This is a genomic window from Olivibacter domesticus (assembly GCF_900109575.1).
GTDB classification, from domain to species: Bacteria; Bacteroidota; Bacteroidia; order Sphingobacteriales; family Sphingobacteriaceae; genus Olivibacter; species Olivibacter domesticus.
In genome coordinates this window covers 60,319-74,165 of the sequence record NZ_FOAF01000002.1, presented here as the reverse complement: position 1 = coordinate 74,165, position 13,847 = coordinate 60,319, and the positions used below count along the sequence as shown (strand labels likewise).

The 13,847-nt window shown below is 36.3% G+C and carries 10 protein-coding genes; 7 read left to right on the top strand and 3 right to left on the bottom strand.

All coding sequences use genetic code 11. The features are described from left to right. Positions 1 to 40: 40 nt before the first annotated feature. The 4 genes from BMY50_RS11000 (at position 41) to fbp (ending at position 2,900) form a co-directional block, all read left to right on the top strand. Positions 41 to 559, top strand: coding sequence for a KdsC family phosphatase (locus tag BMY50_RS11000; RefSeq protein ID WP_093323991.1), 519 nt, complete (start codon positions 41 to 43; stop codon positions 557 to 559). A 34-nt stretch (positions 560 to 593) separates the two neighbouring features. Then, positions 594 to 1,166 carry a Maf family nucleotide pyrophosphatase gene (locus tag BMY50_RS10995; RefSeq protein ID WP_093323987.1) on the top strand — a complete coding sequence of 191 codons (573 nt, stop codon included), beginning with the start codon at positions 594 to 596 and terminating at the stop codon, positions 1,164 to 1,166. Between the two features lie 6 nt (positions 1,167 to 1,172). Continuing rightward, positions 1,173 to 1,667 carry a metallophosphoesterase family protein gene (locus tag BMY50_RS10990; RefSeq protein ID WP_093323984.1) on the top strand — a complete coding sequence of 165 codons (495 nt, stop codon included), beginning with the start codon at positions 1,173 to 1,175 and terminating at the stop codon, positions 1,665 to 1,667. Positions 1,668 to 1,853: 186 nt separating this feature from the next. Beyond that, positions 1,854 to 2,900, top strand: coding sequence for a class 1 fructose-bisphosphatase (gene fbp / locus BMY50_RS10985; protein ID WP_093323980.1), 1,047 nt, complete (start codon positions 1,854 to 1,856; stop codon positions 2,898 to 2,900). On the opposite strand, the gene BMY50_RS10980 is transcribed toward fbp, so the two are convergent. After that, complete coding sequence (locus tag BMY50_RS10980; protein ID WP_093323977.1) at positions 2,884 to 3,219, bottom strand: MerR family transcriptional regulator; 336 nt, start codon at positions 3,217 to 3,219, stop codon at positions 2,884 to 2,886. The genes fbp and BMY50_RS10980 overlap by 17 nt on opposite strands. Positions 3,220 to 3,533: 314 nt before the next feature. Here BMY50_RS10980 and BMY50_RS10975 point away from each other — a divergent pair, with 314 nt between their 5' ends. From BMY50_RS10975 to BMY50_RS10965, 3 genes are all read left to right on the top strand, one after another. Further along, entirely contained in the window at positions 3,534 to 5,702 is a 2,169-nt protein-coding gene (locus BMY50_RS10975; protein ID WP_093323974.1) for a cation:proton antiporter, read from the top strand. 11 nt (positions 5,703 to 5,713) lie between these two features. Continuing rightward, on the top strand, positions 5,714 to 6,982 hold the full coding sequence (icd, locus tag BMY50_RS10970; protein ID WP_093323971.1) for an NADP-dependent isocitrate dehydrogenase: 1,269 nt from the start codon (positions 5,714 to 5,716) through the stop codon (positions 6,980 to 6,982). Between the two features lie 117 nt (positions 6,983 to 7,099). Further along, on the top strand, positions 7,100 to 8,470 hold the full coding sequence (locus tag BMY50_RS10965) for a sigma-54-dependent transcriptional regulator (RefSeq protein ID WP_093323968.1): 1,371 nt from the start codon (positions 7,100 to 7,102) through the stop codon (positions 8,468 to 8,470). Here BMY50_RS10965 and BMY50_RS10960 read toward each other — a convergent pair. Together BMY50_RS10960 and clpB are read right to left on the bottom strand one after the other, a co-directional pair. Then, positions 8,467 to 11,019 carry a hybrid sensor histidine kinase/response regulator gene (locus tag BMY50_RS10960; protein ID WP_093323966.1) on the bottom strand — a complete coding sequence of 851 codons (2,553 nt, stop codon included), beginning with the start codon at positions 11,017 to 11,019 and terminating at the stop codon, positions 8,467 to 8,469. The two genes, BMY50_RS10965 and BMY50_RS10960, sit on opposite strands and share 4 nt — an antisense overlap. Positions 11,020 to 11,140: 121 nt before the next feature. Beyond that, positions 11,141 to 13,738, bottom strand: coding sequence for an ATP-dependent chaperone ClpB (gene clpB / locus BMY50_RS10955; protein WP_093323963.1), 2,598 nt, complete (start codon positions 13,736 to 13,738; stop codon positions 11,141 to 11,143). Between the last annotated feature and the right edge of the window lie 109 nt (positions 13,739 to 13,847).

Genomic DNA, 13,847 nt, shown 5'->3' with positions numbered 1-13,847 from the left:
AATTATATACTAGGGACTGTGCGTCTAAGGAATACATATCATGTTATTTGATAAATTAAAACGAGTTAAGGCATTTATACTTGACGTAGATGGCGTATTAACAAATGGGGAAGTATTGGTGACGGAACAAGGTGAACAGCTGAGAAGCTTTAATATTCGCGATGGGTATGCCTTGCAACTTGCTGTTAAGAAAGGGTTTTCGATAGCTGTGATTACAGGCGGTAGATCTGAAGGGGTTCGTTTACGTTTGGAAGGTCTAGGTATAATTGACACATTCATGGGGATCCAGGATAAGATCACCTGCTTCAATAAATGGCTAAATGAGCAACAATTTCAGGCAGGTGATGTTCTATACATGGGAGATGATATACCAGATTTAACAATTATGCGTGAAGTAGGAATAGCAGCATGTCCCAATGATGCGGTAGAAGAAATTAAGGCAGTATCACATTACATCAGTTCAAAAGACGGTGGAAAGGGGGCGGTGAGAGATGTAATTGAAAAGGTGTTAAAACTGCAAAACAAATGGGATGATGATGTGGCCGTAAAAAGTATATGAGTATGGAACATAGAGACATACCGAATAATGTATTATGGAAAATTTAAATCTAAAAAATATTATTTTAGCTTCTAAATCACCTAGACGGAAAGAACTGTTGGCGTCTTTAGGAATACAATTCTTAACGGAGGTAAAAGAGGTCGAAGAGTCTTATCCTGAAGCAATGAGAGGCGCCGCAGTCGCTTTATATATAGCTACGAAAAAAGCAGAGGCATTTGAAATAACATCAGATAATATGATAGTAATTACTGCAGATACTATTGTTTGTATAGACGATAAGATCTTAGGTAAGCCCAAAGATTACGAGGAAGCATTTGATATGCTGAAGATGTTATCGGGCAAACGTCATGAAGTGATTACGGGAGTCGCCCTGAAAACAATAGAAAAAACTCGTTCTTTTTATGAGGTAACGGCTGTTTATTTCAACGATCTCCATAATGAGCAAATAGAATATTACCTAAATACTTATAAACCATATGATAAGGCAGGCGCTTATGGAATTCAGGAATGGATTGGAGCAGTCGCAGTAGATCATATCGAAGGTTCCTATACCAATGTAATGGGATTGCCAACAGCAAGGCTTTATAAAGAGTTGACTAAGATGTAATTTTTAATGACGAGAATAGGATTGCTTTCAGATACGCATAGCTTTTTGGACAATGCTGTATTAAGACATTTTAAAGATTGTGATGAAATTTGGCATGCCGGTGATTTTGGAACAATAGAAGTGGCCGACCAGCTAGCTTCTTTTAAACCTCTTCGAGGTGTGTATGGTAATATTGATGGGAAGGATATCAGAAGTAGCTACCCGGAAGATTTGAAATTTAAATGCGAGGACGTTGATGTATGGATGACTCATATTGGTGGTTACCCAAATAGATATGCTCCAAGAGTACGTGAGCAAATTTATAGTAATCCACCTAAATTATTCATTACAGGGCATTCACATATTCTTAAGGTAATCTATGATAAAAAAATTAATTGTTTGCACTTAAACCCAGGTGCTGCGGGAAAACAAGGGTGGCATAAGGTGAGAACGCTTATGCGCTTTGGTATTGATAAAACAGAGATAAAAAACCTAGAAGTGATAGAGCTTACCGATAGATGATTTACACTAAAGGCTTTTAGTATATTTGTTTTTATATATTAATGTGCTGTTTAATAGTTTGTTATTTGAGAAAATATGTGTATCGTTTATACTGATATATCTACAGTTTGTACACTAAGTTTGTTGTGTTTGTTGTATTTGTTGATTTGGAACTTTACCTTTGTTCGTAAATTAAGAAACACCATTATGATCGCAGTAAAAACCCTAGGCCAATTTATTATAGAAAAACAAACTGATTTCCCATATGCTAAAGGAGAGCTAAGTAGATTATTGAGAGATATTGGTATTGCTGCAAAGATTGTAAATAGAGAAGTTAACAAGGCCGGCTTAGTTAATATTTTGGGTGATGCGGGAACGGTGAATGTGCAGGGAGAAGGACAAAAAAAATTGGACGTGTATGCCAATGAGCAATTCATCGCAGCGTTACGTAGTGGAGGTGAGTGTTGTGTAGTTGCCTCTGAAGAACATGATGAATGTGTTTATATAGAATCGGAAATTTCAAAAAACGCGAAATATATTGTTGCTATAGATCCGTTGGATGGCTCTTCAAACATTGATGTTAATGTTGCTATCGGAACGATCTTTTCCATTTATCGCAGACAAAGCTTAGAAGGCAAGCCCTTAATAAGCGATGTTTTACAGAAGGGAAGTGAGCAAGTTGCTGCTGGTTATGTTATTTATGGGTCTTCAACAATGTTGGTGTATTCTACAGGTAAGGGAGTAAATGGATTTACTTTGGATCCATCTATTGGAGAGTTTTGCCTATCACATCCTAATATGACCATACCAAAAAATGGTAGTATTTACTCTATTAATGAAGGGAATTATGTGCATTTTCCTCAAGGAGTAAAAGATTATATAAAATATTGCCAAGAGGAAGATGGTAAAACTGGTAGACCTTACACGTCTAGGTATATAGGATCTATGGTTGCTGATATTCATAGAAATTTAATAAAAGGTGGGATTTTTCTTTACCCAGTTTCTTCTGCTTATCCCAATGGGAAGTTACGACTGGTTTATGAATGTAATCCCATGGCATTCATTTTAGAACAAGCAGGTGGTTTAGCTACTGATGGAATGAACCGTATACTAGACATTGTTCCCAATCGTCTACATCAGCGTTCGGCAATCTTCTTAGGATCGGAAGTAATGGTGAAAAAATTAATGTCTTTTTTAAAACGGACAGATAGTGAGCGGAATAACGACCATATTAGCGCTATAAACGCTCTTTAACTTCCACTAAAAATTGTTTGAGCTTTTCTAATGAATCGATTACGCGTTGATTTTCTTTGGCTTGCGTTTTGTTTGTCTTAAGATAATCCCGTGCCCCTTGTAAAGTGTAGCCTTTGTTTTTAACAAGATTAAAGATAATCTTAAAATTTTCTATGTCTTCAGGAGTAAATAATCTATTGCCTTTCTTGTTTTTTTTAGGTTGTATGATATCAAACTCCCGTTCATAGAATCTAATTTGAGAGGCATTAACGCCAAACATTTGTGTCACTTCACCCATTGTGTAGTAAAGCTTATTTATTTCCCGTTCTTTATAAGGCATGTTAATTTCCAGATGATTTCAACAATTTTCAATCTTTAAAATGCAAGGATCTCTGATAATAATTCAAGCATCTCCAAAGCTAAATTAAAATAGCTAAATATTCAAACCATTATTTATTTTGCTACTTAGTCTTTTTAAAATTTCTATGAGAAGCGATAATTGTAAAGAGCATACTGTTTCCCGTTTGTAAATATCGCGTTGAAGTGAGGCATTTTAATAAATTATAGTAGTGACCGAATTTAAAATCCATTTAAAAAAACTATATTTAGAGGCAAACCGTTAATCTGTGTAGCTAGTAACAGTCTATTAATAATATGAATAAGAATTTTTTTGAACATATAGCCCATGCTTTTGAAATTCCGCTGCGAAACTCTGTCCTTATCTTTTCTTTAATTCTACTGATTATTTTATTAGCACCTATATTACTAAGGAAAATTAAAATTCCAGGTATCATTGGCTTAATACTCTCTGGCGTAATAATTGGCCCCCATGGTCTTAATATATTGGAAAGAAGTTCGGCTGTTGACTTGTTTTCTACTATTGGGTTATTATACATTATGTTTATAGCTGGTTTAGAACTGGATATGAATGAATTTAGAAAAACAAGACATAAAAGTCTTGTCTTCGGTTTTTTTACTTTCATTATTCCTATCATAATTGGATACCCTGTTTGTTATTATGTTTTAGGCTTTGACGTAGGATCAAGCATTCTTGTTTCGAGCATGTTTGCTACACATACCTTGGTAGCATACCCTGTGGTAAATAGCTACGGAATTTCAAAAAACCAAGCAGTTGCCATTACCATAGGGGGTACTATTCTTACTGATACCGCCGTTCTGATAATTTTGGCCGTAATCGTTGGTTCTTCACAGGGAGAATTAGATCAACAGTTTTGGATCAGGCTAACAATCTCTTTTGCTGTGTTTTTAGGAATTATGTTCGGTATTATTCCAAAGATCGCTAAGTGGTTCTTTCAAAGAGTAGAAAGCGAAAAAACATCTCATTATATTTTTGTTCTTTTTATTGTATTTTTTGCTGCCTTTATAGCAGAAGTTTCGGGCCTAGAACCAATAATTGGGGCGTTTGTGGCAGGGCTTGCTTTAAATAAATTTATTCCTCATTCTTCCGCACTTATGAATAGAATTGAATTTATAGGCAATGCTATTTTTATTCCATTTTTCTTAATAAGTGTGGGTATGATAGTCGATATTAAAGTGCTATACAAAGGGCCAGAAGCGTTAATTGTTGCTGGAACATTGACATTAGTCGCAGTTTGCGGAAAATGGATTGCCGCTTGGTTTACCCAAATATCATTCAAATATAGTGCTGCTCAGCGGCAGGTGATTTTTGGTTTAAGTAGTGCGCATGCCGCTGCTACATTAGCGATAATAATGGTAGGATACGCGAATGATATTATTGACGAGAATGTACTGAACGGCACGATTGTTTTAATATTGGTAACTTGTATTGTGGCTTCAATAGCAACGGAAGCAGCATCTAAAAAGGTGGTGCTTGCTGGCGATCAGGATGCTGTTACGGAAGAAAAAGATGTATTAGGAGATGAGCACATTCTAGTTCCGATAGCAAATCTTAACAATATGGAAATCCTATTGGATTTTGCAACAATGATTAAAAACAAAAAGTCGCCTCACCCAGTTACAATATTATCTGTTGTACCAAACAATGAACTAGCGGAGGAAAATCTCAAAAAGGCAAAGAAGAATCTAGATTCTACGGCAAAATATGCTTCGGGAAGTGAGGTTGAAGTTAATATGATGGCAACAATAGACTATAATATAGCAGGAGGTATTAGTAGAGCCTCGAGGGAAATCATGGCAGATAGCATTTTATTAGGATGGCCCAGTCAAGTAGGTATTATAGAAAAAATGGTTGGAGAGAAAACAGAAAGTATCCTTAACAGAACGGATATAAATATTTTTATGTGTCATTTTGGTAAACCATTTGTAAGTAATGATCGGATTACCCTCGTTTGTCCGCCAATGGCCGAAGATGAAAAAGGATTTTCTTATTGGCTAAATAAGATCGCACGTTTTGCGTTGGAACTCACACTGCCTATTTCGTGTATAGCAAACATAAGATCTGAAAGTGCAATTCTTGCTTATTTTAAAAGAAATAAAATAAGTTGTAACATAAAGTTTGTATTGCACAAAGAATGGGATGATCTGGCTACCATAAAACACTACGTTAAAGATACTGACTTATTGATTTTCGTCTCAGCTAGAATTGGCGAAGTGTCATATAACCGAGAATTTGATGGAATCCCTAAGAAACTCGGGCGGAAATATGAAAATAATAATAGAATATTAATTTACCCGAGTAGAAGGCCTACTAGCACATTTGATAATTATGATGAAGTAAGTGCTATGTCTGTAAACAGAGGATACTCTCATTTACAGAAAATGGGTAGGGGTCTTGGAAGTATACTGAAAATTAAAAATAAGGGTAAATTTAATGATCAATAGATTTAATTGATATGACAGAAAAAATAGTAGTTAACAGCGATGGAAAATTAAGGGTACCCGCCAACCCTATTATTCCATTTATTATTGGTGATGGAATTGGTCCAGATATATGGAATGCCGCTGTTCGTGTTTTTAATGAAGCTATTAAAAAGGCATATAATGGGCAAAGACAGGTCGAATGGAAAGAGATACTTGCTGGACAAAAAGCTTTTGATACAAAAGGGGAGTGGCTTCCACAGGAAACTATAGATGCAATGTCTGACTATGTAGTTTCGATAAAAGGCCCTTTAACAACTCCCGTTGGTGGCGGGATTCGTTCTTTGAATGTAACAATCAGACAAACCTTGGATCTATTTGTGTGTCAACGACCTTTATCTTGGATTCAAGGAGTTCCCTCACCGGTAAAACATCCGGAAGATGTAGACATGGTTATATTCAGAGAGAACACAGAAGATATTTATGCAGGAATTGAGTTTGAGGCCGATAGTAAAGAGGTGAATGATTTAAAAGCAATACTGTCTCAAAAATTTAATGTAGATTATCCATTTAAGGAACATACAGCATTAGGGATAAAACCCGTTTCAAAAGACGGTTCCGTTCGTCTTATTAGAGCAGCTATAGAATATGCTATTAGGCATAAACAACCTTCTGTTAGTTTAGTACACAAAGGTAATATCATGAAGTACACAGAAGGAGCATTTAAACAGTGGGGATATGAACTTGCGGTTACCGAATATGCCGATAAAGTTTATACATGGGACCAATGGGAGGATATAAAGAAACAGCATGGAGAAGAAAAAGCTAACGCATCCATGAAAGAGGCCATAGCTGCAGGGAAAGTGATTATAAAGGATGTAATTGCCGATAATTTTTTACAGCAGATCTTGTTGAACCCAAAAGATTATGCGGTAATTGCGACATTGAATTTAAATGGCGATTATATCTCTGATGCATTAGCAGCCATTGTTGGGGGGATAGGTATTGCTCCGGGTGCAAATATAAATTACCGTACCGGTCGTGCTGTGTTTGAGGCAACCCATGGAACGGCGCCACGATTTGCCAATACAGATACCATGAATCCTTCCTCGGTTATATTAAGCGGTGTTATGATGTTTGATTATATCGGCTGGAACGAGGTTTCATCGATCATAAAAAATGCGCTGCAAAAAACAATAGCAGAGAATAAGGTTACCATTGATTTTTATAATCAAATGCGAGGTGCTACTTTACTGAAGACGAGCGAATTCGGAACGGCTATTATTGATAATATGCTTAAGTAATTTAATAGGTAAATAATGTGTCTTATGTACGCAGTGCTAAATAAAAAATGGTTAGGTTTGTAGTTTAAAATATAATAAAGAAAATTAATATCCGTTGGAGGATAAAGAAAAATATTTATGGCAAAAATCCTGCTTGTAGAAGACGATACTACCTTTTCCGCTATTTTAGAAGGGTTCCTTAAAAAAAACGGGCATGACGTAGAGGTGAAATATAACGTTAAAAGCAGCATTAAGTCATTGGATGCATCTATTGATTTAACGTTGCTCGACTACCGTTTAGGGGATGGTACTGGTTTGGATGTATTGGAAGAAATGCGGGATAAAGGATTGAATATACCGGTTATCATTATGACAAGCTTTAATGATGTAAGAACCGCAGTAAAAGCCATGAGGCAGGGTGTCTTCGATTATATTACTAAACCTGTAAATCCCGATGAGTTATTGATGATTCTGAAAGATGCCTTAAGTAATAAGAAAGATGAGATACCTGTTATTGAGCGCAAAAAGGTTGAATCTCCGGAGAATGTTGATTTTGTGAAAGGGATAAGCGCCCAATCTAAAAAATTACATGAGTATATTAATCTAGTAGCTCCAACCGATATGTCAGTGCTGGTTAGAGGGGAAAGTGGAACAGGAAAAGAATATGTCGCGCGATCAATACATTTAAAAAGCAACAGAGCAAATAAACCATTCGTTTCGATTGACTGCGGTACCTTATCGAAGGAACTGGCAGCTAGCGAATTATTTGGTCATATTAAAGGCTCCTTTACAGGAGCATTAACGGATAAAAAAGGACAATTTGAAGAGGCAAATGGAGGGACGCTGTTTTTAGATGAAATTGGTAATTTATCTTATGATGTTCAGGTGAAACTTTTGAGAGCGTTACAAGAACGCGTGATACAACCAATTGGTGCTAATAAACAAATAAAAGTAGATGTACGTGTAATTGCCGCGACGAATGATGATTTATTGGGGAATTCATCTTCTGTTAATTTTAGAGAGGACCTTTACCACAGGATAAATGAATTTGAGATTATTGTACCCGCATTAAGGGATAGGGGGAATGATATGGATACGTTTATTAATTTCTTTGTAGATAAAGCAAATAGTGAGTTAAATAGAAACGTAATTCATTTGTCTAAAGAAGTTTTGGACATATTTAAATCTTATGATTGGCCAGGAAACCTTCGAGAATTAAAGAATGTAATTAAAAGAATGGTCCTTTTAACTCCTGGAGATACAGCTGAGATCGCGGCTTTACCTGATGAAATGGTCTTGTCGATCAATCAGCATAATCATGACACCCTTCCTGCGAATGTTGGCGAAAATGTTGCGGTCGATTTGAAATCTCAAAGTGAGGCCCATGAGCGCCAGTTAATAATGGATGTGTTGCAACAAGTAAAATACAATAAAAGTAAGGCAGCTCAGGTATTAAACATTGACCGTAAAACGCTTTATAACAAGTTAGAGAAATATGGTATTTCTTAAATGGCAAGATTAATATTTGAAGAAGAAGAGTGCAGTTCCTCCTGAAGATAATCTAATAATCGATAAAGTTGGTCTATTACAGCTTGAATTTCTAAAATATCAAATTCGTTATTACGAATGTCTATTTCTAATTTTCTCAATTTCATTGCAATTTTCTGTCCACCTATCTGAGAAGTTCTTCCTGCTAGTTTATGGCATATCAAAGACAACTCATCTCTTTCGTTTGCTTGGAGCGCATTTCTTAAACTGATTAGGTCTTTCGTGGTATCTTTCACAAAAATATTTAGAATCTTCAGTACCTGATTATTATCGTTAAATGTAAGTTTCCTCAGGTTCGAGAAATCAAAATCCTTTAAATCATTTCTGTTTTTTATTGCCCAAGCCTCTTCTGATGTTTTTCTTAACCCCAATAGATGTAATAGATCAATTTCTTTGAATGGTTTAAGTAGCAACCCATCGAAGCCTTCTGCTAAAATTTGTTCTCTCTCTTCTGGGAGAGCCTGCGCAGTAAAAGCATATATTTTAACATCGTTGCCAATTTTAGGTCTCAATTCATGATTAAGTTCAGTTCCGGTTTTCCCAGGCATTCTCATGTCCATTAACAGGATATTGACGGCTGGGTCCCAAGGTGTATTGAGAAGTTCAGTAGGGCTGGAAAAAGCACGGTGTTTAATGTTGTATTTATTAAAAATGTTGCGGCAAAGTTCTAGAATAAAATCATCATCATCAATTACCCAAATGGTGCCCTGAAAATCTTTGATCGGTACAAGATCTTCTTGCTCCTCATCTGATTTGATTAATGTAGAAGTTTTTAGCGGTAAGAATACTTCAAAGACAGAGCCTTTATCTAATTCACTTTTTATATTAATAGATCCACCCATTGCTTCGCAAAGCGTTTTGACAATGCTAAGCCCTAATCCACTACCAAAATGAATGCCTGAATTAGAATTTTCAGCCTGTTCAAACTCATTGAAAATACGATATAAATCGTTCTCAGGTATTCCTTTTCCTGTATCATTTACTATAATCCGTAGATTAGCAATCGTTTCCTTAACTTCTGTGCTGACCTTCAGTGTAACGGAGCCCTTTTCTGTGAATTTTATTGCATTACTTAGAAGGTTATAGAGAATTTGCTTTAGCCGAAATGGATCACCAAACATATAACCTGTGCCGTCAATTTCCTTAATTAAGCCTAAGGTTAGAAACTTTTCTTCAGCTTGCAGTTGCATAGCACCGAAAACTTCATCAATAAGTTGTGATAAATAAAAATCTTGATTGTTAAAGTGAAATTTGCCGGAATTAATCCGATTATAATCGAGCACTTCATTCACAATTTGCAATAGATGTTCGGATGATTGATAGATAATATTTACCTTTCTGCTATCCTCTGGGTGTTCCTCGCGTAATTGTTCTGCATAACCAATTATAGACTGCAAAGGTGTACGCAATTCATGGCTCATATTTGATAAAAACCGCTGTTTAGCCGCACTGTGATATTCAGCTTCTTCTTTAGCTACCTCCAGCTCCATACGGTATCGATTGCTTTTTCTTATATCAGCTAAAATAAGTAAAACCAGAACAGCAGTAATCGCAAAGAAACCAATTACGACAAGGTTGATCCTACTGACACTGTCGTTCATTACAAACCTGGCTTGTGTATTTTCATTCTCCATCTGTAGCATGCCTTCTTTTTCAACCTCGTTCAGAATGCTTAACATTTTGCTTATCAAAAGATTACCAGCATACGTGAGCTCTACTTCACGATCAATAAAAGAAATGCTCTGGGCTCTTTGTGTTTCTTCGATCTGCTTTAAAACACTGTCTATTAGTTTAATTGCACTATCTTGCCTAGCGGTACTAATAGTATCTATTAATACATTTAATTCCTCTTTAACAATTTTCCTTGGCTGATTAAGAATATTAGGTTTAAAAGTTGTACGCTTCTTCGAACCAAAAAGTTTTCCAAAGAAAGAACGATCGTCAATAGTAGAATCTCTATTAGCAGCTTCACCAGGCTCGATAGTGGTTGTTTCTACCGTTTTTCTGCTGGTAACAACAGTACTATCAGCTTGCGGGGTATTTTGTAGAATGTTTCCTATGCTTTGTAATTGTTCTGAGAATTCACGGCTATCTACTAACTTTTCCCGAACTTGTACATAAGCTTTAAAAAGTTTATCACGTTCCTTTAGCAAAATTTTAATAGAGTCGACCCGTCTTATTTGGTTAGTGTCTTGCGAATACAGATTCTTTAGTGAATCGAGCGCGTTAGAAACGAGCTTCGATTCTTTTTGGAAACTATTGAATTTATTGTCGTGGTCCAGTAATACTTCAGCTTTTTGTAATTGATCCAATTGCATGATATCGCGCGAAACCTGGCTTACCAGTCGCATTTTTTCATTCGGTTTAGCAATATTATCTACGGCTGTTAGCACCTGATTAAAAGCATCATTACTTATTACCCAAGCCATGCCAAGGGCAATACAGCAGCAGATAAAGACAAAAATGACTTTCCTTCTTACGCTTCTATTTGATTGCTTTTGATTCACCATTATTGTAAAGTTACGAATTTTGGTTAAGTAGTGAGATACCTTTACTTGGTTAAGTACTTGAACAACGAATAAAAGCCAACTTGCTTCAATATCAAGTTGGCTTTATATTTATAGAAATCTGTTAATTGTTACCTTGTAAGAAAACAAACTTATTGTCAAACATATCCAACTTAATTTTACTTTCCTTATCTATTTTTCCCGCAAGTATTTCCTTAGATAACTCATTAAGTATTTTTTTCTGTATAACCCGTTTTAATGGTCGAGCTCCAAATTGAGGATCATAGCCTAGCTGAGCTAACCAATCTAAGGCCTCCTCAGACGCTTCAATCTGTATACCCATTTCGGCTAACTGCTTTTGTAAACCCACAAATTGTAAACGAACAATTTCACCAATTTCATCTCTATTAAGAGGTGTAAACATTATTACTTCGTCTATGCGATTTAAAAATTCAGGTCTAATAGACTTCTTAAGTAATTCAAAAACTTCATTTTTTGTCTTGGCAATTATCTCGTCTTTATTTTCATCATTTAGCTCTGCAAAATTTTCCTGTATGAGATGTGAACCAATATTAGATGTCATAATAATGATGGTGTTTTTAAAATTCACTACTCGACCCTTATTGTCAGTTAAATGACCATCATCTAAAACTTGTAATAATATGTTAAATACATCAGGATGTGCCTTTTCAATCTCATCTAATAAAACGACAGAGTAGGGGCGTCTTCGAATGGCCTCTGTTAGTTGCCCACCTTCATCATAACCAACGTACCCTGGGGGCGCGCCAATTAATCTTGATACGGCATGACGTTCTTGATATTCACTCATATCAATGCGAACCATAGAATGTTCATCATTAAATAGAAACTCGGCTAGAGCCTTTGCTAACTCTGTTTTGCCAACGCCCGTTGTACCGAGGAAGATAAACGAGCCTATGGGGCGTCTTTTATCACTTAAACCAGCTCGGGAGCGACGAATAGCATCAGAAATAGCCTCAATAGCCTCACTTTGACCTGCAACACGTTTATGAAGTTCTTCTTCGAGATGGAGCAGCTTTTCTCTTTCACTCTGCACCATTTTATTTACAGGTATACCTGTCCACCTAGATACAACGTCGGCTATGTCTTCCGCTGTCACTTCTTCTTTAAGCATTCTCCCAGTACCCTGTTTTTCTTCTAGCTCTTTTTTAAGCTTCTCTACCTCATCTTGTGCTTGTTTTATTCGGCCATATCTTATTTCGGCAACTTTACCATAATCACCTGCTCGTTCAGCCTGTTCGGCTTCTAATTTAAAGTCCTCTATTTGCTGCACATGGTTATTTAAATTATCTACCAAAGACTTTTCGCCTTGCCATGAGGCTCTTAAAGAATCCCGTTCCGAAGCTAAATTGGCGATTTCTCTACTTAATTCTTCTACCTTGTGTGTGTCATTTTCTCTTTTAATTGCTTCTCTCTCAATTTCGAGTTGCATGATTTTTCGCTCGATTTCATCCACCACTTCTGGTACAGAGTCCATCTCTAGCCGTAATTTTGAAGCCGCTTCGTCCATTAAATCGATCGCTTTATCGGGTAAAAATCGATCAGCGATGTATCGCTGAGAAAGTTCAACGGCTGCAATGATTGCCTCATCTTTAATGCGGACTTTATGATGGGTCTCATAACGTTCTTTAATACCTCTTAAAATAGAGATAGCATCTTGTGTATCGGGCTCATCAACCATTACCTTCTGAAATCTACGCTCTAGGGCTTTGTCCTTTTCAAAGTATTTTTGAAACTCGTTCAATGTGGTAGCCCCGATTGCTCTAAGTTCTCCTCTGGCCAGTGCAGGTTTTAATATATTGGCAGCATCCATAGCACCTTCTCCTCCTCCTGCTCCAACTAGGGTATGAATCTCATCAATAAATAAAATTATTTCACCGTCGCTTTCTGTTACTTCTTTAACAACAGCTTTTAAACGTTCTTCAAATTCCCCTTTGTATTTAGCGCCAGCAATAAGGGCACCCATATCAAGGGAAAAGACCGTTTTACTTTTTAAGTTTTCTGGAACGTCCCCTTTGATAATTCTGTGGGCAATTCCTTCGGCAATAGCAGTTTTACCAACACCCGGCTCGCCAACTAAAATAGGATTGTTCTTTGTTCTTCGAGATAAGATTTGAATTACCCTGCGTATTTCCTCGTCCCGTCCTATAACAGGATCTAGTTTACCAGATTCCGCAAACTCATTAAGATTTCGGGCATATTTGTTAAGGGCATTATAGGTTGCTTCGGCATTTTGATCCGTTACTCTACTATTACCCCTTAGCTCGATTATTGCTTTTTTTAAATCTTTTTCCGTAACTCCTTGATCCTTCAATAAAGTAGCGGTTTTGTCTCCAGAATTTAGAATACCTAATAGAAGATGCTCAACTGAAACAAAGTCGTCTTTAAAATCTTTTAGATAATTTTGTGCTTTTTGCAAAGCGGTATTGGTAGTAGACGATAGATATACATTGCTTCCACTAACTTTTGGGAAACTATTAATTTGCTCGTCTAATGCTTCATTCAAGCGATTTATATTGACATTTAGTTTTTTTAACAAATGACTTACAACATTTTCATCAACCGTTAATAAGGCTTTTAGGAGATGTGCATTTTCTATCGCTTGATGCTGGTTCCCACCAGCAATTTCAGAAGCTTTTTGAATAGCTTCTTGGGCTTTGATAGTAAAATTGTTTAAATTCATTTTTCAGTTCTTAAGTATAACTAACAGATATAATTCATCATATCTGTTAATCTCACTAACAAAACGAATACCAGCAAAACATGTTTTTGTAAAGTAGACATTTTGTCGC

Bases quoted from the DNA above. Each gene is read 5' to 3' on its own strand.
- BMY50_RS11000 (WP_093323991.1), top strand. From the start codon at position 41: ATGTTATTTGATAAATTAAAACGAGTTAAGGCATTTATACTTGACGTA.
- BMY50_RS10995 (WP_093323987.1), top strand. From the start codon at position 594: ATGGAAAATTTAAATCTAAAAAATATTATTTTAGCTTCTAAATCACCT.
- BMY50_RS10990 (WP_093323984.1), top strand. From the start codon at position 1,173: ATGACGAGAATAGGATTGCTTTCAGATACGCATAGCTTTTTGGACAAT.
- fbp (WP_093323980.1), top strand. From the start codon at position 1,854: ATGATCGCAGTAAAAACCCTAGGCCAATTTATTATAGAAAAACAAACT.
- BMY50_RS10980 (WP_093323977.1), bottom strand. From the start codon at position 3,219: ATGCCTTATAAAGAACGGGAAATAAATAAGCTTTACTACACAATGGGT.
- BMY50_RS10975 (WP_093323974.1), top strand. From the start codon at position 3,534: ATGAATAAGAATTTTTTTGAACATATAGCCCATGCTTTTGAAATTCCG.
- icd (WP_093323971.1), top strand. From the start codon at position 5,714: ATGACAGAAAAAATAGTAGTTAACAGCGATGGAAAATTAAGGGTACCC.
- BMY50_RS10965 (WP_093323968.1), top strand. From the start codon at position 7,100: ATGGCAAAAATCCTGCTTGTAGAAGACGATACTACCTTTTCCGCTATT.
- BMY50_RS10960 (WP_093323966.1), bottom strand. From the start codon at position 11,019: ATGGTGAATCAAAAGCAATCAAATAGAAGCGTAAGAAGGAAAGTCATT.
- clpB (WP_093323963.1), bottom strand. From the start codon at position 13,738: ATGAATTTAAACAATTTTACTATCAAAGCCCAAGAAGCTATTCAAAAA.